Origin of the sequence: Dyadobacter soli, from assembly GCF_900101885.1 — a bacterium.
GTDB classification, from domain to species: Bacteria; Bacteroidota; Bacteroidia; order Cytophagales; family Spirosomataceae; genus Dyadobacter; species Dyadobacter soli.
The window spans coordinates 14,222-40,659 of sequence record NZ_FNAN01000033.1 but is presented as its reverse complement, the minus strand read 5'-3'; the positions used below and the strand labels follow the sequence as shown (position 1 = coordinate 40,659).

At 50.5% G+C, this 26,438-nt stretch carries 26 protein-coding genes; 13 read left to right on the top strand and 13 right to left on the bottom strand.

From position 1 onward, the window contains the following. Window positions 1-15: 15 nt before the first annotated feature. Window positions 16-546, top strand: coding sequence for a hypothetical protein (locus tag BLQ88_RS34900; RefSeq protein WP_090157654.1), 531 nt, complete (start codon window positions 16-18; stop codon window positions 544-546). A gap of 66 nt (window positions 547-612) precedes the next feature. On the opposite strand, the gene BLQ88_RS34895 is transcribed toward BLQ88_RS34900, so the two are convergent. The 8 genes from BLQ88_RS34895 to BLQ88_RS34860 form a co-directional block, all read right to left on the bottom strand. Beyond that, the gene (locus tag BLQ88_RS34895; protein ID WP_090157653.1) at window positions 613-1,413 is read right to left on the bottom strand and encodes a hypothetical protein; all 801 of its coding nucleotides are present in this window, start codon (window positions 1,411-1,413) and stop codon (window positions 613-615) included. A 57-nt stretch (window positions 1,414-1,470) separates the two neighbouring features. Then, the gene (locus BLQ88_RS34890) at window positions 1,471-2,205 is read right to left on the bottom strand and encodes a hypothetical protein (RefSeq protein ID WP_090157652.1); all 735 of its coding nucleotides are present in this window, start codon (window positions 2,203-2,205) and stop codon (window positions 1,471-1,473) included. 73 nt (window positions 2,206-2,278) lie between these two features. After that, complete coding sequence (locus BLQ88_RS34885) at window positions 2,279-3,001, bottom strand: RluA family pseudouridine synthase (RefSeq protein ID WP_090157651.1); 723 nt, start codon at window positions 2,999-3,001, stop codon at window positions 2,279-2,281. Window positions 3,002-3,131: 130 nt separating this feature from the next. Beyond that, window positions 3,132-3,842 (bottom strand): ABC transporter ATP-binding protein, encoded by a 711-nt coding sequence (locus BLQ88_RS34880; protein ID WP_090157650.1) that lies wholly within the window; start codon window positions 3,840-3,842, stop codon window positions 3,132-3,134. A gap of 38 nt (window positions 3,843-3,880) precedes the next feature. Then, window positions 3,881-4,336 (bottom strand): hypothetical protein, encoded by a 456-nt coding sequence (locus BLQ88_RS34875; RefSeq protein WP_090157649.1) that lies wholly within the window; start codon window positions 4,334-4,336, stop codon window positions 3,881-3,883. Between the two features lie 40 nt (window positions 4,337-4,376). After that, a complete protein-coding gene (locus BLQ88_RS34870; protein WP_090157648.1) occupies window positions 4,377-7,037 on the bottom strand; it encodes a tetratricopeptide repeat protein in 2,661 nt (886 codons plus the stop codon). A gap of 26 nt (window positions 7,038-7,063) precedes the next feature. Then, the gene (locus tag BLQ88_RS34865) at window positions 7,064-7,396 is read right to left on the bottom strand and encodes a DUF5615 family PIN-like protein (protein WP_229212991.1); all 333 of its coding nucleotides are present in this window, start codon (window positions 7,394-7,396) and stop codon (window positions 7,064-7,066) included. Further along, on the bottom strand, window positions 7,396-7,629 hold the full coding sequence (locus BLQ88_RS34860; RefSeq protein ID WP_310590166.1) for a DUF433 domain-containing protein: 234 nt from the start codon (window positions 7,627-7,629) through the stop codon (window positions 7,396-7,398). The genes BLQ88_RS34865 and BLQ88_RS34860 overlap by 1 nt, the downstream gene beginning before the upstream one ends. 266 nt (window positions 7,630-7,895) lie before the next feature. On the opposite strand from BLQ88_RS34860, the gene atpD reads away from it, so the two are divergent. The 4 genes from atpD (at window position 7,896) to BLQ88_RS34845 (ending at window position 10,439) form a co-directional block, all read left to right on the top strand. Next, complete coding sequence (gene atpD, locus BLQ88_RS34855) at window positions 7,896-9,410, top strand: F0F1 ATP synthase subunit beta (protein ID WP_090157646.1); 1,515 nt, start codon at window positions 7,896-7,898, stop codon at window positions 9,408-9,410. 82 nt (window positions 9,411-9,492) lie between these two features. After that, window positions 9,493-9,735, top strand: a complete 243-nt coding sequence (gene atpC, locus BLQ88_RS34850; protein ID WP_090157645.1) for an ATP synthase F1 subunit epsilon — start codon at window positions 9,493-9,495, stop codon at window positions 9,733-9,735. A gap of 154 nt (window positions 9,736-9,889) precedes the next feature. Continuing rightward, a complete protein-coding gene (locus tag BLQ88_RS36955) occupies window positions 9,890-10,093 on the top strand; it encodes a hypothetical protein (RefSeq protein WP_176885196.1) in 204 nt (67 codons plus the stop codon). Continuing rightward, on the top strand, window positions 10,068-10,439 hold the full coding sequence (locus tag BLQ88_RS34845; RefSeq protein WP_229212990.1) for a type II toxin-antitoxin system VapC family toxin: 372 nt from the start codon (window positions 10,068-10,070) through the stop codon (window positions 10,437-10,439). The genes BLQ88_RS36955 and BLQ88_RS34845 overlap by 26 nt, the downstream gene beginning before the upstream one ends. Here the strand turns inward: BLQ88_RS34845 and BLQ88_RS34840 are convergent. From BLQ88_RS34840 to BLQ88_RS34825, 4 genes are all read right to left on the bottom strand, one after another. Then, window positions 10,430-11,137: a pirin family protein gene (locus tag BLQ88_RS34840; protein WP_090157643.1), complete on the bottom strand. Its 708-nt coding sequence runs from the start codon at window positions 11,135-11,137 to the stop codon at window positions 10,430-10,432. The genes BLQ88_RS34845 and BLQ88_RS34840 overlap by 10 nt on opposite strands. 176 nt (window positions 11,138-11,313) lie before the next feature. Then, on the bottom strand, window positions 11,314-12,039 hold the full coding sequence (locus tag BLQ88_RS34835) for a dioxygenase family protein (protein ID WP_090157642.1): 726 nt from the start codon (window positions 12,037-12,039) through the stop codon (window positions 11,314-11,316). 121 nt (window positions 12,040-12,160) lie between these two features. Further along, complete coding sequence (locus BLQ88_RS34830; RefSeq protein ID WP_090157641.1) at window positions 12,161-12,856, bottom strand: LytR/AlgR family response regulator transcription factor; 696 nt, start codon at window positions 12,854-12,856, stop codon at window positions 12,161-12,163. Continuing rightward, the gene (locus BLQ88_RS34825) at window positions 12,853-13,968 is read right to left on the bottom strand and encodes a sensor histidine kinase (RefSeq protein WP_176885195.1); all 1,116 of its coding nucleotides are present in this window, start codon (window positions 13,966-13,968) and stop codon (window positions 12,853-12,855) included. Before BLQ88_RS34825 ends, BLQ88_RS34830 begins: the two co-directional genes overlap by 4 nt. Before the next feature lie 105 nt (window positions 13,969-14,073). Between BLQ88_RS34825 and BLQ88_RS34820 the strand changes: the two genes are divergently transcribed. From BLQ88_RS34820 to BLQ88_RS34785, 8 genes are all read left to right on the top strand, one after another. Beyond that, a complete protein-coding gene (locus tag BLQ88_RS34820) occupies window positions 14,074-15,408 on the top strand; it encodes an APC family permease (RefSeq protein ID WP_090157639.1) in 1,335 nt (444 codons plus the stop codon). Window positions 15,409-15,466: 58 nt separating this feature from the next. Beyond that, window positions 15,467-17,899: a TonB-dependent receptor plug domain-containing protein gene (locus tag BLQ88_RS34815; RefSeq protein ID WP_090157638.1), complete on the top strand. Its 2,433-nt coding sequence runs from the start codon at window positions 15,467-15,469 to the stop codon at window positions 17,897-17,899. A 182-nt stretch (window positions 17,900-18,081) separates the two neighbouring features. Then, complete coding sequence (locus BLQ88_RS34810; RefSeq protein WP_229212989.1) at window positions 18,082-19,815, top strand: tetratricopeptide repeat protein; 1,734 nt, start codon at window positions 18,082-18,084, stop codon at window positions 19,813-19,815. Then, window positions 19,805-20,665: a lipoprotein insertase outer membrane protein LolB1 gene (gene lolB1, locus BLQ88_RS34805; RefSeq protein WP_090157636.1), complete on the top strand. Its 861-nt coding sequence runs from the start codon at window positions 19,805-19,807 to the stop codon at window positions 20,663-20,665. Before BLQ88_RS34810 ends, lolB1 begins: the two co-directional genes overlap by 11 nt. A 65-nt stretch (window positions 20,666-20,730) precedes the next feature. After that, window positions 20,731-22,071: a murein hydrolase activator EnvC family protein gene (locus tag BLQ88_RS34800; RefSeq protein ID WP_090157635.1), complete on the top strand. Its 1,341-nt coding sequence runs from the start codon at window positions 20,731-20,733 to the stop codon at window positions 22,069-22,071. Window positions 22,072-22,162: 91 nt separating this feature from the next. After that, the gene (gene panB / locus BLQ88_RS34795; protein ID WP_090157634.1) at window positions 22,163-22,981 is read left to right on the top strand and encodes a 3-methyl-2-oxobutanoate hydroxymethyltransferase; all 819 of its coding nucleotides are present in this window, start codon (window positions 22,163-22,165) and stop codon (window positions 22,979-22,981) included. Between the two features lie 27 nt (window positions 22,982-23,008). Beyond that, window positions 23,009-23,740, top strand: a complete 732-nt coding sequence (locus BLQ88_RS34790) for an RluA family pseudouridine synthase (RefSeq protein ID WP_090157633.1) — start codon at window positions 23,009-23,011, stop codon at window positions 23,738-23,740. A gap of 6 nt (window positions 23,741-23,746) precedes the next feature. Beyond that, complete coding sequence (locus BLQ88_RS34785) at window positions 23,747-24,070, top strand: DUF6787 family protein (RefSeq protein WP_090157632.1); 324 nt, start codon at window positions 23,747-23,749, stop codon at window positions 24,068-24,070. 40 nt (window positions 24,071-24,110) lie between these two features. Here the strand turns inward: BLQ88_RS34785 and BLQ88_RS34780 are convergent, their stop codons facing one another. Continuing rightward, window positions 24,111-26,438: a CehA/McbA family metallohydrolase gene (locus BLQ88_RS34780; RefSeq protein ID WP_229212988.1), complete on the bottom strand. Its 2,328-nt coding sequence runs from the start codon at window positions 26,436-26,438 to the stop codon at window positions 24,111-24,113.

Sequence of the window (26,438 nt, the reverse complement as noted above, 5' to 3'; positions counted from 1 at the left end):
AACTAATCTATTACGATGAAAAAGACTCTATTCATGCTTGTTGTTGCCGCTCTTTTCAGCGCAGCTTCGGAGAAGGCGTTTGCCCAATTTGAGAAAGGAGATAAATTATTGAATGCAGGTATCAACCTTGGCGGAACTTATGGCGGCGGCGGCGTCGGAGTAGGTGCTTCGTTCGAAGGTGGTATCCACGACTTCATCAGCGTCGGTGGTCAGGCGGACTTTACTACCTGGAACTACGGCTACGTGGGTTACAAATGGAGATACAACTTCTTCACCATCGCAGCAAGAGGTTCGTATCACTATGGAAAGCACTTCCTGAAACTGGACAACCTTGATTTGTACGCAGGCCCATCACTCGGCTACCGCGTTTCTTCTTTCAGCGATCCGGACGGCTGGTCAGGCGTTTATAATGACGGCTACGGAAGCGGCGTTTTCTTCGGTGTATTTGCCGGCGCACGTTACTACTTCAAGCCTAACATGGGCGTTTTCGCAGAAGTTGGTTACAATGCATCTCCTTTGAAAGCAGGTATCGCATTCAAATTCTAAGAAATTCAAGTCATAAAAAAGCGGGCTCCGAGTCATTCGGAGCCCGCTTTTTATTTAGGCTAAAAATCAGAAATTAATCGCTAATGCCAGACTCCCGGCGCGTTGCGATGGGCTGAAAGATGGCCTGATACTAATGGTAAGAGGCTCTCCGCGGCGGATCAGCTCACGGCGAATGCGGCTGGCTTTGGCGCCGTTCTTACCGCCCTTTACAAACCCGACAGTACCAAATGTAATCGCACCAGCGAAGCCTCCCAGCATCATATAAGCCCCTTTGCGCGCCCTTAGTTCGTCCTGGTAACTTTTGAAATTACCGTTGTCGTCCATTGCCCCGGCCACAATGCCTGTACCAATGGCCGCCACAACAATGCCCACAGAAGTACCCGCAATGCCCATGACCATCCCCGACTTCGAACGCGTCTTGTAGTAAGTGTACATGCTGCGCAAATGGTCGGGCGAAGAGTTCCTGACGTCCTCGGCAAACTGAACGGACGGTTTTACCGGACCATTAGCTGGCTTTCGGGCAGCGGGGCGCTGCTCCTGCGGTCGGGCAGCTGGTGCTGGTTTCGTGGGAGCATAGTAACTCTGCACTTCCAGCGTGGCCTCAAACGTTTCCTCTTCACCGTTCCCGTAGCGAATCGACGCGATATCGGACTTCTTAACGGAAAAAAGCGGCCCTTCCGGGTCGCTTATCTTCTTGTATTTCACAACCTGGTCGTCCACTTCCTGGATGAACACTTCCAGTTTGGACTCGTCGCGCAGCCTGATCACATCCGCCTTGCGCGGCGTTTGAGCATTTGCCTGAACGACAAATAATAGCATTAACATGGCTAAAAGCTGATTTTTCAGCTTGGGTAGAATTACTTTCATGAGGGAAAGGCTTTTTGTAACTGATTTCACCCTATGAAAGTAATCAATTTACCGCAATCAGAACGACAGCCTGAGGCCCAACCTCGCCGACTTACTGAACGGATCGACATGCGGCGTAATGCTGAATGTCGTCAGCGGCTGGTTCCGGCGTTGCAATTCCGTTTTGATCTTATCGGCCCTTTTGCTGTGAATTTTATAGTTTTTAAACCCAATTAATCCAAAAACAACCCCCACAGCCGGGCCAGCGATCGCTAGTGAAGTACCAATCGTCTTGTTATCCGGGCTGTCGCCTGTGCTGGCAACGATTATGCCTGATACCAACGTAGCCACAGCTACCGAGGTGAATACAATCGCACCCGTTTTTCCATCAATCGCGCGGTTATTGTGGTATTCGTATTTATCCCGTAGCTGGTCTGAGTTAGCCATTACCACGCTTTTCTCGAAAGGATCAGTCGGCAGGTTGTTCATATCCGCATATTGACCGACACTGTCGGGTGGAATACGGCCCGGCGGAATGGAATCTTTTACATTGATATTCTTGCCGTTTTTCAGCAACACCCGCGCTACCTGGTCCAAATAAATGTAGGTAGCAGCGCTGTCGGCCTTGCTCAGGTCGCGATAGTTGATTTTTTCATAGCTCATTTGCGTAATGAGCGCTTGAATGCGCGAGCTGTCGCGCTTGATGATCACATCGTTTTTCCGGCCGGTTTGCGCTGAGGCAGTGCCGGCGAGCAGGAAAAACAGGCAAATAAATGGCAGAAAATGGGTATTTCGTAACGTGTGTGCCCGCATAGTTTTAGGTGTTTTGAATGGAAAAAGATGGATAAACGTACACAACTTTTAACATTCAACAAAAACCATGCTATTACACCCCGAATTTATTGAGCTGTTTCACAAGTACTTCGAAATCTTTCGGGTAAGGCGCTTCCACACGTATATCCTCGCCGTTCATCACCGCGAACGAAAGCGATCGCGCATGCAACGCAACCCGCTGAATAAGAGGCTGTTCCTCAGTATCCTTTTTCAGGTTGAACTTTCGTTTCAGGCTTGAAAGAAAAATAGGCTCGCCGCCATACTGCGGGTCATTGACAATCGGCGCTTTGAGGCACGACAAATGCACGCGGATCTGGTGCATGCGCCCGGTAATGGGGATACATTCCACTAATGTGTAACCACGGTACACCTGCAATGTATTAAATATCGTCTCTGCTTCTTTCCCGTCTGCCCGGTCGATCTTCACCGCCGTTCCGTTTTTCAGCGGCAGGATCGGCAGGTACACCGAAATGCCTTCCAGGTCATGGATACCGTTCACTACTGCGTGGTACCGTTTGGTAACTTCGCGGTGCTCGAATTGCATCGCCAAATGCCGGTAAGCCGCAGGATTTTTCGCGAATGCGAGCGCGCCGGAAGTTTCCTTATCCAGGCGGTGGGCTGCCTGCAATTCGGGGTTGTATTCTTTCGCAAGGCGTAGCACACTTCCTCCGCGATCGGCCGTACGCTCATCGAGCGTTGCCAGATGCGGCGGCTTGTTCACCACCAGAAAATCCTCGTCTTCGAATATGATAATGTCTTTGAAATTGATCTTCATAAATATTGCTATAAAAATAATCCGGATGATGCGCCTCGTCGGGCCATTCATCCGGATTCTCTCGGCCACTGGCCTTTATCCGTTACAAAGATAATTATACTATTTGTTTCTGTAAACTTCTTTGCGGTTCTCAAACCAACGCACTCACCTTCGTGGGATTTGGATTAATGGTATCCGACTCGACGAGCCCGTCGCGCAGGCGCACGATACGGTGTGCGTAATGCGCAATGTCCTCTTCGTGCGTGACCATGACAATCGTGTTGCCTTTGCTGTAAAGCTGGTCGAAGAGGTCCATGATTTCATAAGAAGTTTTGGAATCAAGGTTACCGGTCGGCTCATCGGCAAGCAGGATACTCGGGTCGTTCACGAGCGCGCGGGCGATCGCTACGCGCTGCCGCTGACCGCCTGAAAGCTCGTTCGGCTTATGCCCTGCCCTATTTTCGAGGCCTACGTTTTTGAGTGATTGCATGGCCCTTTCTGTCCGGTCGGCCTTGCTTAGTCCCGCGTAAATGAGCGGCAGGGCTACATTATCCAGCGACGACATCCTGGGAAGCAGGTTAAATGTCTGAAACACAAACCCTATCTCTTTGTTTCGGATCTCCGCGAGCTCGTTCTCAGTCATGTCGGAAACGTCTTTGTTATTAAGGACGTACCGCCCGGTCGTAGGCGTGTCGAGGCAGCCGATAATGTTCATCAAAGTCGATTTACCCGAGCCAGACGGCCCCATAAACGCCACATATTCCCCTTTATTCACCGAAATTGTAACGGATTTGAGCGCCTGGATAATCTCGCTGCCCATCACATAACGTTTGGCGATCTCGCTGGTTTCTATGATTTTCATGAATACAATTTTTCAGTTGGGAATGCGCATGTGACGGTTCACGATGCAGCGGATATTTTACGAAAATAAGCTTGTACAAAGAATGACGCCAGGATTACCGGCGGCGGAATATCTTCATTGGTCACACGCCCCTCCCGCTTCCAGAAGCCGGTCGGCTCGAAACTGGCTTCGAAATCACTGTTTCCTACAACCCACTTCCGGCGTGCCCACGAATCGAATTTCCATTTGTATTCTATGCCGTCGTAAGTGATCGCCGCCGTACTGCCGAGCAAGTTGTAATCTATGCCGCCCAGCACGCTGTTACCGTTAATGTCCCTGATTTCGGTATGTCGTATGAAGAACCCTTTGGTTTTGAATGTGAGCATATAACCATCGAGCTCACCGCGGCCATCGTACTTCCAGGAAGATGTTTTCAGGATTCCGGCAATGACTTTACCCCGGAAAATCCGGCATTCCGTTTCATTGAAATTGGATTTCCAGGACAAAGCCGTCATTGGTGAAGTGTAATTTTGAGATGGCTAAAATATTAAATCATCAAAATTCCGCTCTTTGTTTTTCGATAAGTGCCCGCATCGGCTGATAGCGCGTCAGAAATCGCTGATAACCGGCAGGCAATGCATATTGCTTTACCTTCACTTCCCCTTCCGCCGCTTGCGTGAGCAAGCCCTGTTCCAGGCTCAGGAATGCATATTGCTCCCACAATTCGGGCGCGTACTCATTGTAACGCAAGGCGTCCAGCACCAGCTGATAGGCCTGCTTCACCTGCTTTTTGCCCCTGTAATACTCCGATGCCGCCGAAACAATGCGGGCGTCGAAAGGATTCGCGCGCACTGCGTTTTGAATGTTTTGTGCGGACGGTGATTTTGAAACAACCGAAAACAGCGAATCCGATACCGATTTCGGCCTGACGCCAGAGAATAATGTCTGCTTTAATTGCTCCAATGCCGGGCTTTTCTCTTTTTCCTGCGCCTTGTCGAGCAATACCACCGCTACTTCCTTTTTGTCGGATAATGCATTGGCAACAGCCATTCCAAGCGTTCCCTCGATCCCTTCCACCGGCGAAAGCGCCTCGATGGCCTTATCATACAATCCCAGTTGCAGCAGCCAGTGACCCAATATTTTGTGGTACAAATCACTCTTCTCACCCTCCTCTGCCGTCCAGGCTGTGAGCATTTCCAATGCTTTCAATTTATTGCCGCTATAAAATTGCGGGTACAATGCCACGAGCGACAGATCCTGTGAGAGTACCGGATTCTTCACAGCCAGTTTCGGCAGGAAAGTAGCCGGTAATGAGTCGAACGCAGCCTGATTTGTGGCATAATTCAGTAAATAGGCCAATGACGAAACACTCAGAAGCGAGTCGGCAGGAATTGAATTCTTGTTAAAATCCTCTTTTTGGAATTGTTGCCTCATATTCTGGACTGCCAGCCAGTTGGCCTGCCATGAAAGGTAATCGCGCTTTTCGGAGCTTCCGGCAAGCGAATCGAGCAGGCCGGAGTTGGTGTTTTTAGCAAGAATGGCAAGCAGGTTGGTAGCCGGGATTTCCGGGCGTTTTGCATTGGTTTGGGCAAGATCCAGGTAATAGTAAGCCGAGTCCGCCACATTGGTTTTGGAATAAAGCATTCCAAGATTATTCAGCAGCTCTCCATTGGCCGGGAAGCGGCGAAGACCTTCCTGTAAACTGTATACGGCATCAAAAAACAGGCTTTCCTGCACCAGAATACCGCTCAAACCAGCATAGGCTTGCGGTGAAGGGTTTTTCAACAATGCCTGCCTGAAATAGTAGGCAGCCGCATTGCGGTCGCCCTGTTTCAATGCGATGGACGCCAGCGCGTAGTTGGATTTATGGTTTTGAAATTCCTGCTGCAATGCGAGCTTGTAATACTGCTCGGCAAGGGTAAACTCCTCCGTAGTAGCATGCAAATCGCCCAATCCATTGAAATAACCGGCAATGGCCTGGTTCAAAGGCAGCAGTCTTTGCATTGAAAACAGTACTACCAGACCCGCGAAACCAAAGAGCCGCGTTTGCGTCAGTCCGAAGCGGAGGGGTTTATACAAAACCTTGTAAACGGCCAGTCTTTGCTGGAAAACCTCCCAAAAATTGACCAGTATATAAAAAAGGAACAGCAAACCCATCGCCAGCTGACCCTGCACGACGGTGTCTTCCAACGTTTCCAGCACCGGATCGTTTGCCGTACCGGCCATTAAGCCACCAAAAGAAGCCGCAACGATAAATAAACCGATGTATAGCCAGAAACCGGTGCTACGGAACGGGATCACGCCCTGCGTAGAATCTGCCCGCCTTCTGAATCCCCAGATGCCGAGTATACCCGATGCCAATGCGAGGTAAAACGGGCTGACCAAAGTGACGTTCCAGTCTATCTGACGGGTATTTTGGAGGTATATCAATAACAAAAGCAGCAGGTACAGCACACTGATCACGATAAACTGTACAAGCCCGGACCGCCCCTTCCCAGCCTCGCCGCTTGTACTCAGCCAAACCAGGCCGGCCATGATTTCCGTCGCGGAAACGAGCAGGAAAAGCATTGTAGCCACCAGCCAGAGCGGGAAAGAATATACCGCAGCCGTGAGCACCGGCACCGGCGACGACGAGCCGAATGCAACAAGCACAGCCAATACCACCGAAACACCGAGCATACCCGCGATGCGCGTAGCAATGCCCAAATCCGGGCGAAATGCGTGGAAATAATAGGAAAGACCTCCGTATAAAACAGTGGAAATCAGAAACAACAAACGGTTTTCAGCCCCGAAGACACGCAAGGTTTCGAGTCGGGCAAATGCCAGAAACAGGATGAAAAGGATCGTCCCGGCAAGGTACCAGAACCGCGGCATGGTAGTAAGCGCCGCCAGCACCAGCGAGAGACCCGTCAGCGCCCCGATCCAGAACAGATAAACCGTCAGCGCATTGACTTCCATCACCGACGACATGAAATTTTCCGTCACCAGGTGCGTCGGCGTCGAAATGCCGTATTGCCATTGTCCGAGTTGCAGCACATCCACTACGGCCGTCGTTTCCGACAACTCACTCACCACATTCCACCGCACCACATTGCCCAGCGGATCAATGCATTGCCAAACCAGGTAAGCAAGCCCCAAAATCAAAACCAGGAAAGTACCGACAGCCATCCGCCGCTCGGACGGCGACCACACCTTCCAGAAAAGTAAATCGTTCATATAACGCTTTTTAACGCGGAAATCGGTCAGAGACCGGTTATCTCCACCAAGTCATTCGTTTCGAGCAATGTAAGAGCCTGTTGCAAATTTGCCTCGAAAATTTCTTTCAATCTATTTTTGGATGTATTTCCGCAAGTCAGCCAGATTACTTTCGGCGGACTGCCCAAGCGGTTTAGTAACGAAACGAAATCGTCGTCCTTGGTGATAACAATAGCATTTTTTGTTTTCGAAAAAGCAAATATTTCCTCATCCCCCGCATGACGGAGATCCAGAAATTGTGCCGAAAAACATGGAATTTGGAAAGTCTCGGTGATCCAGACGGCGAGCGCCGGAGGCAGTTGGGCGTCCAGTATGATCATCAGGCCGCTTGCAGGACGGGGTGGTTAAGCTTGGCCGCCGCATAGAGTAGGCACGCGGTGATATCTTCCGGTTCGAGATCCGGGAGCTCTTCTGTAACAATCTGTTCGGGTGTAAGTCCGGCAGCCAGCAGCTCAATCACATCCGTCACGCGGATACGCATATTCCGGAGGCAAGGCTTACCGCCGCATTGTTTCGGATTGAATGTAATACGTTCCAGAAGCTGCGTGTTCATCTGCATTTTGACAGTGTTTAATTCAAATTTAGGCGATTTTAACATATATCTCAAACCTGTGAGCGGTTCGGTAAGCGCTCAAAAAGTTCCCGCATTTCCCTTCCTAATCTCACTTTCCGGAAATATTGAACACAGTTTTCAGGAAAAACGGGTGATTTTCTAAAAAATATCCAAATTTTCGCCTCGTCTGCTATTGGTACTGACCAAATTATCTCCTACTTTTGCGGTCTGAAAAAAACCTCATCCGAGATAATCAAAATTATATAATGGCAAACGCAGCAAACGTAGGAAAAATTACGCAGGTAATTGGCCCGGTTGTAGACGTATCATTTGAGGACAGCGGTGCTATCCCCGCGATCCTTGATGCGTTGGAAGTCATCAAACCAAATGGTCAGAAAGTAGTTCTCGAGTGCCAGCAGCACCTTGGTGAAGACCGTATCCGTACTATCGCGATGGATAGTACAGAAGGTATGCAACGTGGTATGCAGGTTAAACCGCTTGGCGCACCTATCAAAATGCCTATCGGCGAAGGTATCAAAGGACGTCTCTTCAACGTAATCGGTGAAGCGATCGACGGACTTGCTCCTTTGGACACGACAAATGGTATTTCTATCCACCGTGCAGCTCCAAAATTCGAAGAGCTGGCAACTGCTACCGAAGTACTTTTCACAGGTATCAAGGTGATCGACCTTCTTGCTCCTTACGTAAAAGGTGGTAAGATCGGTTTGTTTGGTGGTGCGGGTGTAGGTAAAACCGTATTGATCCAGGAACTGATCAACAACATCGCGAAAGCTTATGCCGGTCTTTCGGTATTCGCCGGTGTGGGTGAGCGTACACGTGAAGGTAATGACCTGATGCGTGAGATGATCGAGGCTGGTATCATCAAGTACGGTGAAGAATTCAAACACAGCATGGAAGAAGGCGGCTGGGATATCTCGAAAGTAGATTACAGCACGCTGAAAGATTCGCAGGCGACATTCGTGTTCGGCCAGATGAACGAACCTCCTGGCGCACGTGCTCGTGTGGCTTTGTCAGGTTTGACAATGGCTGAGTATTTCCGTGACGGAGATGGCGAAGGTCAGGGCCGCGATATACTTTTCTTTATCGATAACATTTTCCGTTTCACCCAGGCAGGTTCTGAGGTATCCGCGCTTTTGGGACGTATGCCATCTGCGGTAGGTTACCAGCCTACATTGGCAACTGAAATGGGCCAGATGCAGGAGCGTATCACATCTACAAAACGTGGTTCAATCACTTCCGTACAGGCGGTTTACGTACCTGCGGATGACTTGACTGACCCGGCGCCTGCAACAACATTTGCCCACTTGGATGCTACGACCGTATTGAGCCGTAAAGTATCCGAGAAAGGTATCTACCCTGCTGTGGACCCGCTTGACTCCGCTTCACGTATCTTGAATGCAGAAACCCTGGGTGCTGCTCACTACGACTGCGCACAGCGTGTGAAAAACATTCTTCAGCGTTACAAAGAATTGCAGGATATCATCGCGATCCTTGGTATGGAAGAACTTTCCGAAGAGGACAAACTGGTTGTGTCACGTGCACGTCGCGTAGAGCGTTTCCTTTCCCAGCCATTCTTCGTTGCTGAGCAGTTCACAGGTTTGAAAGGTACTCTGGTTGATATCAACGATACCATCAAAGGCTTCAACCTGATCATGGACGGTGCTTATGACCATCTTCCTGAAATGGCTTTCAACCTCGTTGGAACCATCGAAGACGCTCAGGCCAAAGGAGAAAAAATGCTGGCGGAAGCAAGCCGGTAAGGTGTAGAGTTAATGAGTTTATGAGTCCATGAGTGTAGTCTCATAAACTCTGAACTCATAGACTATAAACTCATAGACTATTATGCATTTAGAAATCATTACCCCAGATAAAAAGGTATTTGCCGGCGAGGCGAATGCCGTAACATTACCGGGTACCGAAGGACAGTTTCAGATTCTGAACCGTCACGCGCCGCTGGTCAGCACGCTGGGCAAAGGTGATGTGGTAGTCGATACCGGCGCTGCAAAGCAAAACTTCGTCATCGACGGTGGTGTTGTAGAAGTGCTGAATAACAAAGTATTGGTTCTCGCCGAAGCAGTTCTTTAAGGAATATACATTGAATGCAAATCGCGGATGCTGTGAAAACGGCATCCGCGATTTTTTTTACCTCATGATAATCCACCACAGTCGGTTGCACATTTGGCCAAAATCCATCGGCTTTTATGCTTATCTTTATTATCAAACAAACCGCCCGTAGATTATGAAATTCGTTTTAAAAGAAGGGCAGATGCTTGAAGACGTTTTCCCGACAGCAGCCAGGGCAAAAATTTTTCCGGTTACCGGATCAACATCAGGAAGTAAAAAACTCGACGCTCGAAAATTTGTAGGAGTAATTAAGCTAACCGACAATGCTCTGGATGCACAGAGACGTATGCGTAATGAGTGGGACGAAAATTCTGATTGACACAAATATTGCTATTAACCTTTTCAAGGGCGATGATCGCCTGGGCACACTCCTACAAGATAGAGAAACGTATGTTTCTTTTATCAGTGAACTGGAACTACTCGGCTATCAGGCGATAACCATAGAAGAGGAGTCCTGGGTTGAAATGTTCCTCGATGAATGTACTATCATCGACATCAACTCGGGCATTAAGGAAATCACCACCTACGTCCGGCGGCAATACAATCTCAAACTTCCCGATGCTATCATTGCTGCTACATCTATTTTCTTGGGTGTTCCGCTATTGTCAACCGACGATCATTTCGATAGAGTTAAAGAGCTGATCTTTATATTCTATCAGCCCTGACCAATATCGATCACCAGCAAAATCGCCCCGTTCGACAACGCCTCGAACTCTACCGTTACTGCATTGCGCAGTGCAAGGGCGTCCCGCCTTTCCAAAAGCCGGTTTTGCACCTCGAATGCCCCTTCGATCACGAAAATGAAGGCACTATGCTCCGCATTCCAGCTGGTAAAAATGCCTTCTTCCCGGCCGTCGTATTGGCCGATGAACAGATGGGCGGAGCTGCCGTTGTAGCCTCTGACCGGGAGAAGAACATTTTTTTCACTTAAATCAAACGGAACGATGATGCCGGATGATGACATCGGGGTGCTTAAAAACGGGTTGTCATTGATCCTGATCTGCAAATAGTTAATTGCCTCGTCAGGATATGGATTGGTAATGGTATAATGCTTTTCCGGCGACACGAGCAGAAACAGCGCTTCCCCGGAATTGACGAATTTCGGCTCCCTACCCTTTTCCTCAACCTCTATCGCCCCGACAATGGGCAGCAGAATGACCTGGCAAAACTGCTCCACACGCAATTCGTGATTGCATTCAGGCAAAAGTGTCTCGTCGTTCAAAACCTCCAATGTTCCGAATGCCTCCCGGTCGTCCGCACGGTATTCTTCAAAATTGAAAGTCCGGAAACTTTGAAAACCCTCCGCCTGAAAATGCCTGCGAAGGCTTTCCAGATATATTTGAGCATTAGTTTGGATAACCATAATATCGAATTTTGGGGTTTACAATGGACCGTGGATTAGGAGGCAATGACCACCGACGGCCGACCGCTGACCGCCGATCGATTGTGTGGTATCATATCAATAAATTGTCAACATGGTCGATCGTCCATGGTCAGGCCGCAGGCCATCGGCGGTCGGCGGTCGGCCGTCGGCGGTCATCACGCACTCACCACAATCGCATGCGTCAGCTCATACCCTGCCGAAGCACTTCCCGTAACAGTCGCCATTTCGGTACTTACGCCATCTCCGAACACATTGTCACGCGAATTGGTCGTATCCGCCTGCCCGTGGCTCGCGTACACGCCCTGCGCATACACGACCTTACTGATCTCTTCGGGAAATGCAATTTGCGTCACCAGTAACGAGTTCCCGCTCGCATTATATATATGTACGTGAATGTGCGGCGCGCGACCGGAGTACCAACCCGGGTAAATGCTGGTAAACGTCACCAGGCCATTGGCATCGGTCGTCTGGCGGCCGCGGAGGAAATGCACGCTCGTGTAATTGGTCGATTGCATTCCCGAACCGCCGTACTCGGAGTAGTTTCCGGCCGCATCGCAGTGCCAGATGTCCACCAATGCCCCTTCGAGGCCTTCACAGCTGTTATTTTTGTTTTGAATGGTGATCTTGACCGTCAGTTTTGTCCCCGGACGGTCTGAGGTGATATCGTTCGAAACCAGGCTGGCCGGTGACTTGGTCGGGAACGGGCCTGCGGTTTCAGAGGCGGTTAATGTGCAACTTCCGGATGTCGAGCCCGACGTTCCGGTGGTGTCAGTTGAAGTTTCTACGGGATCGACGGTATCGTTCGAGCAGCTGATCACGGGAATAATGGCCGCGAAGCCCAATGCCGAAAATCCCCTTTTTAAAAATTCCTTGCGTTCCATAATGCAGCAGTTCTGTGAGTTTAAATACATTATCGTATTCGTTTCAACCTTTGTTGCGGAACAGGCGGAGTGTATCGGTCAACGGCCCGATTTTACCGGTGAATCGACCATTCCCGTAAAATCATGCTTGCCGGTTCTTCCATTTTTCGATAAAATCGAGATAACTGTCGCTTACCGGCAATTCGGTACCAGACAAGAGCTTAACTTTCTTATTCTGAATGGATTTGACTTGTAAATTAGGTACGATATAACTGCGGTGAATTCTGCTGAATGCGCGGTCCGGCAAATTTTCGAGAATGCCTTTCAGCGACATCAGCGTCATGACCGGATGCCGCGAGCTCAGCAGATGAATTTTAATATAGTCCTCCATTCCCTCGATATAGGCAATGTCGCTCAATGCGATCTTGATCGCCCGATACTCTGAACGGACCACAATCGATTCCTCATTTTGACGTGGCTTTTTCAGCTCAAAACGCTCCGCGGCTTTCTGCACAGCCTTTTCGAAACGCTCGATTGTAATGGGTTTTAAAAGGTAATCCACGGCTTCCAGCTCGAATCCCTCATACGCGAATTTCTTGTATGCCGTCGTGAAAATGACCATCGGCCGCGCTTCCAGCTTCGCTACCAGTTCCAGTCCCGTTACATCAGGCATATTGATATCGATAAAAAGCAGATCCACCTCATTCGTTTTCAAAAACCTCCCGCCTTCGATCGCATCGTCGAATTTTCCAACCAGTTCGAGCACCGGAAACGCAGCAATGTAATTTTCCAGAATGCTCAGCGCGAGCGGTTCGTCGTCGATAATCACGCATTTCATCGTCCGGGAAGTTTTAGTTTCACGGTAAAAATCTCCCCGTCGTTATGGATATCGAAATCGTAAAAGCCGCTGTAAAGCAAATCCAGCCTCTTTTGGGTATTCAATATCCCCACACCTGTACGCTCCTCCTCCCTATTACGCTCGATAATGCGGTTCTGACATAAAAATCGAATATCACCTCCTGCTACCTCCACCGCAATCCGTATCACCGATTCCCGATGATTGCTTACGCCGTATTTAAATGCATTCTCCACGAAAGTCATCAGGATCAACGGCGCAATCCGGATACCCTCCGGCTGGCCTTTCACTTCGTAATCCAGGCTGGTTTTGGCATTCAACCGCAGCTTTTGCAGCTCTACATAGTTTTCCAGGCACGCAAGCTCATCTTCCAGCGGAACATAGTTTTCCGTCGCTTCCTCGGTAATGTACCGCATCATTTGCGACAGTTTGAGAATGCTCGGCGCGGTATGCGCGCTGCTGCTGACGGCCAGCGCGTAAATGTTGTTGAGGGTATTAAAAAGAAAATGCGGGTTGATCTGCGCCTTGAAAAACGATAACTCGGCATGCGCTTTCTCCGCCTCCGAAAGGATTGCCCGGCGCTCCGATTGCCGCCATTCCCGCGAAATGCGGATCGCCATTGCCACGGCCCAAACGACAATGAAGAGTGTTAAACTCACGAAATCAACCGCTCTTTCGCCGTTCGGGCGCGGCATCGGCCGGGCATCGCCACCATGCGGCGGACGAGGTGGCCGGCCCTCACGAAATCCCTCCCGCGGCGGCTCAGGTCGCAATTCCCTACCCTGCTCCTGCCGGAAGTTCCTGAATATGAGCCTTTCGAATGGTTTGGAAAAATAAATAGCTACCAGCAATCCGACGAACACCGCCGCATATGCTACATAATGCTGCTTCAAATACAGCTTCGGGACGAGCACCAGCAGATTGCCGTAAAACAATGTTGCATACACCAGAAAAAACGACGAGAACCAGCCCGATTGCAATATCCTCACCGGGAAACCGGCGCTGGGCTCGCGGGAGACGATCGTTAGCGGCAGGCTCATGAACAGCACCCAGCCGAGCAAATGAATGATCCAAAGGTTCTTAACCCTAAACATGGCAGTGCGGGTAGATTGGCCGTCAGGCATGTATTTGATGCCTAAGATAGGAGTTACATTCAGAAAAAGTTTCCTATTTTCGAAAAGCACATTTTCACTCCGCTCATGCAGCAACCTACTACCCGAAACGAACTTTTCAAGATCCTGGGCGTCGGATTCGGCGTCGCGGTGACCGTCGGCGGCACCATAGGCACCGGCATCCTCCGCAAGCCCGGCCCCATTGCCGAGCAACTGGGTGATCCGGGGCTGATCATGGTATTATGGGTTGCTGTGAGCGTTTACGCCTTTCTCGGCACATTGTGCACGATAGAGCTCGGCACTTCGGTCCCGCGGGCGGGTGCGTGGTACGTGTATGCGCAGCGTGCGTTCGGAAATTATGCCGGCTTCGTGGTCGGGATCAACAGCTGGCTCGGCACCTGTTCGGCGCTCGGCTTCGGAGTGTACACGATGAGCGAATACCTTGCATTGCTTATCCCCCGGCTGGTGGGTTTTGAATCTTACGTGGCCGCGGCTATCCTGCTCGCGCTCACGATGATCCACTGGATCGGGCTGGCATTGGCAAGCAGTTTTCAGAATGTGATGAGCCTGTTGAAAGGGATCGGCCTCTTTGCATTTGTGGCGGTTTGCTATGTGTATGGTAATGAGGTCACTACGGAAGAAGCACAGGTAACCACCAGCAAAATCATCGAAACCGGCTCCTGGCTAGCGCCCGTGGTTTTTTCTTTACAAGCCATTTTCTACACCTACGACGGCTGGCATACCGCTGCCTACTTTTCCGAAGAAGACCGCGACCCTTCCAAAAACCTGCCCAAATCGATGATTGGCGGCGTTTTGGTGATCATTGCCATTTACCTGCTGTGCAACCTGGCCATTCTTCACGTACTCCCGATGGACCGGCTCGCGCAGTCGAAACTGGCCGCAGCAGATGCCATTACCTTGATTTTCGGCACAGGTTCAGGGAAGATTGTGACTTTGTTCCTGATGATTTCGATCCTGGGCATTGTGAATGCACAGCTGCTGTTCAACCCCCGGGTGCTCTACTCAATGAGCCGGGACGGGTTATTTCTCAAATCCGGCGTTACCGTAAACCAGGGCGGCACGCCGGCAGTAGCGATGCTCGTTACTTCGGCAGTCGCTATCACATTAATTCTCATCGGAAAAGACGCAACCGAAAAGCTGTCCGACATTGCTACATTCTTTTTTGTACTAGGCTACGCTTCCGGATTTGCGTCGCTGTTGGCGTTACGGAAGAAAGAACCGCATTTACCCAGGCCGTGGAAGGTGCCCGCCTACCCTTTTCTGCCCATCATAATGCTCATTTTATCGATCGCATTCCTGGTGGGCGCCATTGTACAGGACTTACCAAGCAGCCAATACGCATTACTGTTCCTTTTGATAAGTTATCCGGTCTATTTGCTCGTTAGTCAGCTGAATAAGTAGAAATATTTTGCAAGTTTATTTTAGGTAAATTGCATATATAACAAATCTCCTTAACGATATGCCGTGGAAAAAGAACTTCATCAACTATGCATTGCTCGCCGCCGCTGTACTAATTAGCGCATTCCGATGGTCGGAAGAAGATTTTATTCAATTCATTTCCAACAAATTAAATAAATACCGCGGCACATTACCGGTTGAAAAAGCCTACCTGCACTTCGACAAGCCCTATTATGTAACGGGCGACACGCTCTGGTTCAAAGCATACCTCACCGAAGGATCTTTACACCTCGCCGACAGCGCCAGTAACCTCCTCTACGTCGACCTCATCGAGCAACGCACCGGCAGGAATGCAGCATTGAAACGAGTACAAATGAACGGCGGCACCGGCTACGGAGAATTCGTGCTTACCGATTCGCTGGCGCCTGGCGCGTATACAATCCGCGCGTACACGAACTGGATGCGCAATGCTTCCGAAGATTTTTTCTTCCAAAAAAATTTGTATGTATTTAATTATGAAGAAAATACGACCACTAACACTACTACCGGCAAAACCGATCTGCAATTTTTCCCCGAAGGCGGCCAGCTGGTGGCCGACATCAGTACCCGTGTAGCATTCAAAGCCTTAAACGAGGCGGGCCTCGCGCAGGATGTCACGGGATTTGTGCTAGCCCAGAATGGTGATACCGTGGCGTCATTCAAAAGTGAGCATTTAGGAATGGGACGTTTTCAGTTCGCGCCCAAGGCAGGGGAGTCGTACCGCGCATTTTTGAAGGAAAATGACGGAAAAGTGACACCATTCGCATTCCCGAAAGTGCATGACAGCGGCTTTACGATGGTGGTCGACAACCTCTCGAATCCACTCAAAATGAGAGTAATAGCTTATGCCAAAATCCCCGGAAAAGCGGAAATACCGGTCAATGTGGTAGGCCACGCACGGGGAATCGTCGCGTTTGTGGCAAAAGGTAAAATCGGCAGCCGCGGCTTGATGATGCAGCTGCCCACCAACGAATTACCGGACGGCATTACCCATCTCACATTATTCGACGAGGCCAACAAGCCGGTGTGCGAGCGATTGGTATTTGTAGACCATTCGAGGAGCCTGCGGGTAAATATCAAGCCATCGAAAGCCGAGTACAAACCGCGTGAAAAGGTGGACGTGGAAGTGACCGTGACCGACTCGGCGGGCAAACCCGTGGAAGCGAATCTCTCATTGTCGGTCACCGACGCCGGTCAGATTTTACAGCAGCCTTTCGATCAAAATATCGCTTCCTATTTATTGTTATCGTCTGATCTAAAAGGCGTTATAGAACAACCTGCCTACTATTTAGACCCCACAAAATCGGAGCGCAAGATTCACCTCGACTATGTGATGATGACGCACGGCTGGACGCGTTTCAAATGGGAAGACGTGCTCGCCGACTCCATCCCGCAAGCCAAAAGGTATGTCGAGCAAGGCATTACGCTGGAAGGCGACGCGAAGCGGAATAACCGGAAACTGACCGAAAAAACCGCATTATCGCTTTTTGTCAGCAACGATAGCCTCAGCAATTTCATGACGGCGGAAACCGATGAAAACGGCCATTTCACGATTTATAACCTGGCATTCAGCGATTCGCTGCAACTTCGCCTGCAAGGGATGAACAAAAAAGGAAATCAGAATTTATCGTTCACGCTTAATCCATTCGACCCGCCACGCGCTTCGGTTGTCAAAATCCCTTTCAAGCCGGTGACCGTCGATGCGCAGCGCCTGGCCAATCTGCTCAAAAATGCAGCCCAGGAGCAGGACATAGCACGAAAAATCCGTGAAAACCGCGAGCGGATGCTGCGGGAAGTGACTATCAAAGCAAAGAAAGAAACGCCGCGCGATTCGCGGAAACTGTACAGTTCGGCCGACGCAACATTGAAAGTGACGCCGCAACTGGCCTCCGGCTACATGAGCATACTCGATATGCTGCAAGGCCGCGTTGCGGGCGTGTCGGTGATGGGCTCGGGCATGAATGCGACGGTGTCGATACGAGGCAACAGGGGCGAACCTTTGTTCGTACTGGACGGTATGCCGGTGGATAAGCAGCTGATCACGTCGCTGAACGTGTTCGATGTGGAGTCGATCGACGTGCTGAAAGGTCCCTCGGCCGCCATTTATGGCAGCAGGGGCGGAAATGGGGTCATTGCGGTGCTTACCAAGCGTGGAAACGAGAATTACGACTATTCGCAGGACATTGTACCGGGTGTGATGGTCACTAAAATAGCCGGATTTCACACGCCGAAGGCATTTTATTCACCCCAATATGGCCCTACCAGCCCGCCCGCACCGAATCCCGACTTCCGGTCAACGGTTTTCTGGGCACCTATGCTCAAAACCGGTAGCGATGGCAAGGCGCGGGTAAGCTATTACCATACCGATGCCGCAAGCTCGGCGGACATACGCGTGGAGGCGCTCAGCCCGTCCGGATTGCCCGGTTTTGGAAAATCGGCTTACTCAGTGCGGTAACCGCATGGAATGGACCTAATTCCGGCATAAGAATATATATATTTCGACGTTAGTATACTTATTTGCGGAGAGATTTGGGCGGAGCATACTGACAAAATTTGGTAACTTTGTTATTTACACTGAAATAGCCGGTCAAGTCCCACGATCTGATGGCGCACGATTAAAATATGAGGACCGAATATTTGAAAATAACCCTTCTTATTTGCCTCGTATCGGCCTCCTGGCTGATGACGCCGGCCCATGCGCAGCGTCGTAAAGATCGTGACAAGCAGGAAGTTAAGGAAGAAGGCGTCATGACGCGGCTGGAAGGGGAGTCGATGGCGACCGAGGGGATGAAATTCATGATGAAGGACGAGCCCGACCGTGCATTACCTATATTCGAAAAGCTCGCGCTCGTCAGCCCGCAGGATGCCGCCGCGCATTACCTCGTAGCTACGGCGCTCATCAAGCTCGAAAAATACGACGACGCGATCAATGCTTCGAAAAAGGCGCATGATCTCGATAAAGAAAACATTTTTTACTCCCAACAGCTCGCGGAACTCTACGCGAAGCGCCGGAAATACTCCGAAGCGGCCCAGATTTACGAAACGTTGGTGGCCAAAAACCCTGAAAATATCGAATACGGCATAGAATTGGCCGCGGTATACGTGTTTGCCGACCAGTTTGACAAGGCGATCGAGACTTATAACAAGCTCGAAAAGTCGATGGGAGTGACCGAAGAGATCACGCACCAGAAACAGCAGCTCTATCTCCGCCAGAACAACCTCGACAAAGCGCTTGCAGAAGGTAAAAAACTGATTGAAGCCGAGCCGGGAGAAGTAAGTTACCGCGTGGAGCTGGCCGAAATGCTGATTGCCAACGACCGGATCGTGGAAGCGGTGGCACCATTGGAAGAGGCATTGAAAATCAACCCCGATGAAGCGCAGGCGCACGTGTTGCTGGCAGATATTTACCGCCGCAACGGTGACGTGCAGAAATGCAACCAGGAACTGAAACAGGTTTTTGCCAATCCAAATCTCGATGCCGATCCGAAAATCCGCGTGCTTTCGGGTTATCTGACAATGCTGAAAACCGAAAACGAGGTAATTGAGGCCGTTTCGCTCGCCCGCCAGCTCGCGGAGACACACCCGAACGAAGCAAAGGCAACGGTCATTTACGCCGATTTGCTCACACGCCAGGGCAAACTCGCCGAAGCGCGGCAGCTGTACCTGAAAGCCGTGGCCTCCGATCCGAACGTTTTCCAGGTTTGGGGCGCCATTATGCAGCTCGACGGCCAGCTCAACCAGCCCGATAGCATGCTCGTGCATTCGGAAAAAGCATTGGAATTGTTCCCGAACCAGGGAATGTTCTGGTATTTCAACGGAACGGCGCATTTGATGAAGAAAAACTACAAGGAAGCCACTTCATCACTCGAAGAAAGTCTTAAAATGATCGGCGAAAATCCCCAGCTGGTGCCATTAATCCACGCACAACTCGGCGACGCATTCAATGGGATAGGCGAGCACGACAAATCCGACGCCGCCTACGATCTCGCATTGAAAGCCGATCCGGACAACGATCACGTGCTGAACAATTACAGCTATTTTCTTTCTTTGAGGAAGGAAAAACTCGATCTGGCACTCAAAATGTCGGAAAAACTCGTGCAGCAGCATCAGAACAACCCGACTTACCTCGATACATATGCCTGGGTATTATACATTCGTAAAGACTACAAAAAAGCAAAGGAGTTCCTCGAAAAGGCAATGCAGGACAGCAGCGGTGTGAGTGGCACAATTGTTGAGCATTATGGGGACGTCCTGTTCAAACTAGGAGAACGGGACAATGCGGTGGCCCAATGGAAAAAAGCCAAAAGAATGGGAGAAACCACCGAACTTCTTGACAAAAAAATAGCAACAGGTGCATTACATGAGCAGTAAAATTACGGTCGGGCTGGTAACCATGTCACTGATATGGTTCACGGCTTGTCACAAACCACGTTCTTCCAAAAGTACTTCCCAAAGCAAGGATACCGACACAACCCTCATTACCAGGGGACCCGAACCCAAAGATACCATTGCGGCCGACACCATAGCCGTGGTTGCCAATGCGGGGGAACCGATGCCGGAGGTGAAGGTCAATGAAGTCGATTTTGATTATCTGACGGCCAAATCCAAGTTTTCCTTCAAAAGCCCGAAGCAGGATTTTGACAATACGAATGTCAACATCCGCATGAAAAAAGACAGCATTATCTGGCTGTCGGTGACGGGAGTGGGCCTGGAAGTGGCGCGCGGCATTATCACGCGGGATTCCATTGTTTTTATGGACAAAATTCACCGCGACTACTTCGTTTTCAACTACGAACAACTCAGCAAACAATACAATTTCGATCTCAACTTCGATCTCCTACAATCGGTGATCATCGGTAATATGCCGTTTGAAATGCAGGAAAACGGCCGGTTTGTGAAGGAAAATGATTTTTATGTCCTTAAACAGGCGGTCGACAGGCTGGAAGTCGATAATTACATTGCCGAAAAAAACCAGAAACTCTCGCGCCTGAAAGCAACGGAAGTGCCTACGCAGAACACTTTTACCCTCGATTATGAGGATTTCAGGACAGTAGGCAGCTTTTTGTTCCCTTTCATGAGCCACATTAACCTGAATGTGCTTTCCAAGGAACAGCAGAAAGTGGAAACGACCATGCGCCTCAAACACAGCAAGGTGGAATTGGTAAACCAAAGCCCCGGTTTTCCGTTTAATGTTCCTTCGAGCTACAAGCGTAAAAGGTAAAATACAGAAAGTCTGCTTAACTTTGCCCGCCGTGAGATGTATTTTTGGCCGCAAGAATCAATATTATGCCCTTTCGTACCCCTGGTAGCCGTCGTTTTTGGTTAGTGCTTACATTCGTGCTTTGTGCATGCGCAGGTGCCTTCGCACAGAAGACCCGCGAGCAGTTGGAGCTCGAAAAGGCTGAAAACCAGGGCAAAATCAAGGAAATACAAAACATTTTGAAACAGACTTCTTCCCAGAAGAATGTCAACCTCGGCCAACTCAAAGCGCTCAACCAGCAAATCAACACCTATAAAAAGCAGATCGACCTCCTCACCGACGATCTCGAAATCCTCGACCGTGAACTAAAAGTGCTCGAAAAGCGGCGTCAGGCGCTGGATAGCAGCCTTGCGGTGCTGAAAGAGGAGTACGGCCACATGATTTACGAGGCATCGAAACGGAACGCCTATTTCAATCAACTTGTTTTCTTGTTCTCGGCGGGTACTTTCAACCAGTTTGTGCTGAGGTATAAGTATTTGAAACAGTATACCGAGGCACGTCAGGGCCGCGCAAAGGAGATAGATGTATTACAAAAACAGGTAATGGCTGAACGCCAGCGCATTACTTCTAAAAAGAGCCAGCAGAAAAACGTACTCGATACGCGGGTTACCGAGAATACGAAGCTCGAAGGCCTGAAAACAAAACAGAACGAGGTGATCAAGGAGCTTTCGCAGAAGGAAGTGGAGCTGAGAAAGCAAATTGCTGAAAATAAACGTGCTACCGATCTCCTGGAATCGAGTATTCGCCGCATTGCCGAGCGTGAGCGGAGAGAACGCCTTGAAAGAGAGCGCCGTGAGCGGGAAGAACGGGAAGCACGCAGGAAAGCCGAACGGGAAAGAATCGCCCGCGAGAATGCCGAACGAGAGAAGAAAGGCGAGGCTGCCGTAGAAGCGCCGAAAGAAGTGGAAGAGGAGCCGGTTGTTTCGAGCGGTATGAGCGAGGAAGAAACCACATTGGCGTCATCGTTCACGGCTTCGCAGAACCGCCTGCCGTGGCCGGTAAAGGGCTTTGTTTCCAGCCATTTCGGGCAGCGGCCACACGCTGTTTTGAAAGGGGTGATGGTGGATAACCTGGGTGTAGACATTCAGACGACCGCCGGAGAGCCGGTACGGTCGGTTTACGACGGAACGGTGCTCGACGTGACCGAACTGCCCGGAATGGGCAGTGTGGTAGCAATCCAGCACGGTAATTATATGACGATTTATGCTAAAATGACCGGCGTTGCCGTACGGGCAGGACAAAAAGTGAAAGCCCGTGAAAATATCGGCCGGGTAGCCACCGACAGCGACGGCACCTCAGAATTGCAATTCCAGATCTGGAAAAATACCTCGCGACTGAACCCCGAAAACTGGCTGATACACAGGTAATAGCCGGTACACTCGACCACACTTGATGACTTTTGATCGGGCGATGCCCGCTCAGATTCTAAAATTTCGATTACCATTACCGATAACCACCATGTCTGTACATACTGCTGATATCAAGCGCATTACGACCCACGTGATTCAGGAAATGAAGAACCGTGGCGAAAAAATAACCTGTCTTACCGCCTACGATTACTCGATGGCGGGGATCGTGGATGCAGCCGGCGTCGAGCTGATTTTGGTGGGCGATTCTGCTTCCAATGTCATGGCCGGCCACGAAACAACCCTGCCGATCACGATCGATCAGATGATTTACCACGCATCGTCCGTAGTGCGGGCGGTGAAACGTGCATTAGTTGTCGTGGATTTGCCGTTTGGCTCGTACCAGGGCAATTCCCGCGAGGCATTGAATTCCGCAATCCGGATCATGAAAGAATCGGGCGCGCATGCCGTGAAGCTCGAAGGCGGCCTGGAAGTGAAGGATTCTATCACGCGCATATTGAGCGCGGGCGTACCCGTGATGGGCCATTTGGGGCTTACGCCGCAATCCATTTACAAGTTTGGGACTTATACGGTGCGTGCAAAGCAGGAAGCGGAAGCACAAAAATTACTCGAAGACGCCAAAATGCTGGAAGAAGTGGGCTGCTTTTCAATGGTATTGGAAAAAATCCCGTCCAAGTTGACCAAGCAGGTTTCGGAGAGTGTAAATATCCCTACGATCGGAATCGGAGCCGGGCCTCATGCAGATGGCCAGGTGCTCGTAATCCACGATTTGCTGGGCATTAACAAGGCATTCAAACCGCGCTTTTTGCGCCATTATGCCGATTTGAATGGTGTCATGACCGACGCCATCACTAATTATATTTCAGATGTGAAAGGCAAATCGTTTCCGAACGAATCGGAATCATATTGACCTTTTAAAAAGTATTAAATTAATAATATGGCTAAAAAACCTTTTCGGGTTGTTTACGAAGATAATCACCTGATCATCGTCAATAAGGAGCCGGGTATCCTGGTTCAGGCCGATGTTACCGGCGATACGTGCCTGCTCGATATGGTCAAAGACTATATTAAGGAGGAGTATGACAAGCCGGGAGCGGTATTTCTCGGCACCGTACACCGGCTGGACCGCCCCGTGAGCGGGCTCGTGGTATTCGCACGCACCTCCAAGGCGCTCGAACGCATGAACGAGATTTTCCGCAAGCGCGACGTTCAGAAGACCTATTGGGCAGTTGTGAAAAACAAACCCGCCGAAAAGAAGGGCAAACTCGTGCATTGGCTTACCAAAAACGAAGCCCGCAATGTCACTACCGCGCACGACCAGGAAGTACCAGGCTCGCAGCGCGCCGAGCTTTCGTACCGGTGGGTAGGCGAGATCAATAAATTCCATTTGCTAGAAGTGATGCCGGTTACCGGCAGGCCGCACCAGATCCGCGTACAGCTGGCATCGATGAATTGCCCGATTCGCGGGGACGTCAAATACGGGTTTCCCAAAGGCAACCCGGATGGCAGCATCAACCTGCACGCACGGAGGCTGTACTTCGAGCATCCTGTTAAAAAAGAGCCGGTTATCTGCCGCGCAGGTGTTCCGAACGATGCTTTTTGGGAAGAATTCTTAACTTTGGATAAAGAGGTGATCAAGCCCGAACACCTGGATTTCTTTCACGAATAACATCGCATGATCGAAAAACTGAAACAACGCTGGAACGTCCGGAATGGGTGGGATGTACTCATCATTCTGGTCGTTTTTGCATGTACCGGTTTTTCGGTCCTTTATGTCAAACGCTGGCTTTTCGAGCTGATCGGGCTGACGGAAAATTCTCCCGGCTGGCTGCGCTGGACCGTCAATATCCTCATCATATTGCCACTATACCAGGTCATTTTGCTCGCGTGGGGCTGGATCTGGGGCAAGTTCTCGTTTTTCTGGGAGTTCGAAAAACGGATGTTCAGCCGGATAGGAGGGCTATTCCGTTCTAAAAAGGCCGAAACTACGCCTGAGTAGCACTTCAACTGCTCTGAAACGACGCCAGGTTAGCATTTATTTACTTCCCGTTGGCGATCAATTCCCGATAAACTTTCCGTGCTTTTTCGTAAGCTTCCGCAGCCGCGTTTCGCTCCTCGGCGCGGATATTGGGCTGCTTCATTTTCCAGCATTGCTCCAACGCCGCAAGGCACCATTCCGCACTTTGCTTTTCAACAATGGGCTGGTTATTGACCTTCACAAAAACCGGATTGGAATGCGAGCTCGGATAAATGCGCACCGCCAGCCAGCAGGATCTGGAAATTTTAGCCGAAAAATTGACATCGTTTAACTTTCCATTCGCCTGTATTTCAACCGTATCCACGGGAACCCCGTTCAATATCAGCTCCGCACGCACAGTCCGCGATTGCCCGACCCGCGACCGTTCGATATCCCAGTACGGTTTGTCGAGAATGGGTGATTTAGCGATTTTTCCACCGATGCTGTCTTGTTTTTCCGGCAGGTAAGCGGCTAGTTTCGCTGTTACATTTACGGTTCCGGGCGATTTTAAAGCTAGTTCGCTTTCGCCGGTACCAGCCTCCACGTCCTCGACTTTGAAATCCATAATATGTGATTTGCCATCGGAAACGTAGCTTCTGCCGAGCTGGATCGCCTCCACGTAACCGTCGTAATCCATCGCATTTTTAGGTTTAAAGTAGCTTCGCGCCTGGCCTACGCGGGCGTCCGTAATGCAGGGGAAGTCGGTTTCGCCGCTCAAACGCGTTTTAAAGCCGCAATTGAGCGTGTGGTAATACATATTGAGCTCCCAGGGTGCCGGAGTATCACCGGCGCTGAAAAAGTCGATCAGGCCGTCGGTGACGGTTACCACATATTCAACGGCGCCGATGCCGTCCATTTTGGGAGTAATGTAATTCGGCAATTTGCTGGTCGGCTCCATCGGCTCCAATCCCCAGCCCGAATGTGCATAACCGACCACACCGCCCTGCTTTTTGGCCCACGAAAGCACCGGCGCGGTCCAGCTGGGCCATTGCTCAATGGTGGTCGTGCCGGGGTAATCGTCTTCTTTAATCCTCAGCAGAACAATATGCCCTGCGTGCGACGAAGGAAAGCCCGAAACCTCCACGTCGTTCCGCATAATGGTTTTCTTGCCCGAAAGCGGGTGATCCTTGGCTGTGAAGAACGTCTTTTGATGGTACCAACTCGGCCCCCAGGCCAGATTGGCCGCCATATTCAAATCCTCGCCCAGCACCTGCCGGAACATATCTTTCGGATCGACGCCCTCGGTAGGGCTGTCATAGTGGCTGCAACCAGCCGCATGAATGTGGTGATCGGCACTATACCAGCCCAGTTTCGCGAGCTGTATCCAGCGTTTTAGCTGAAATGATACATCCAGAGAGGCCTTACCGTCGGGGACCGTGATTTCTTTTGTCTGCGGGACGTATTCGGGCCCGCGGGTGTAGGTAACCTTGTATTTGCCTGGCGGCAATATCACGTGCTCGCCGCTTTTTCTGTAAATCTGTGGTTGGAAAAAGAAATCGGGGTATTCGTCGAATGCGGCCACGCGGCGCGATGGGAGGGGATAAATGCCTTTGAACTTGCCGGAAGCGTGCGCCTGACCGTCGGTGATCAGGAAGGAAGCCATAGTGGGCGTTCCGTCGTCGTCTTTTACATCAAAACTGACTTTTACCGCAGGTTTTACATCAAATAAAATATGGGTAGAATTCCGGAAACCGACGTCCTGCGAGCCCTGGCCTGCATTGTAAGCGATTTCCGCCTCACGCTTGCCCGCATCCTTGGAAAAGATCTGAACCACCGCATATTCGAGTTTCAAACCGGACAAATTCGCATGCAAAGGCCTTCCGGCATAAATCTGAATGTCGAGAAAACGATTGGCGACCTGCCCCTCGGTAAGCTCGTGCTCCTTTTTGACCCTGTGCTCGAAAGAAGGGGAGTGATAAGGCTTCAACGCATTCGGGCTGGTAGCCTCGAACTTCGCCGTAATGCCCGCTTCGTTGTGGATTTTGACCAAAAAAGCCGTCCAGCCGCCTTGCACCAGCCCCGCTTTCGCTGCGCCCCGGTCCACTTTGACGCGACCTTCGGGATTAATATGCACTACATTCAGGCAATAGGGATCGAGAATGGACTGGATTTGCGCCACGGTCGCTTTCGATAATGCGCCGTTTTCCAATGCTTTCAACTTCGCCGCGTCGGCCGCCTGCAATGCATTTCCGGAGAAGGACAAGGCCTCCTGTAAGCGCATCGCCTGCGCGAGCAAGGGCTGCGGCTCCACGTCCGCCGCAACCGTGTGATTAGCGTGCTGATCATGCTGCCCGAGCAGCATCAGGGGGAAGAGAACTGCTAAAAGGATCAGGGCAGACGATGTTTTCAT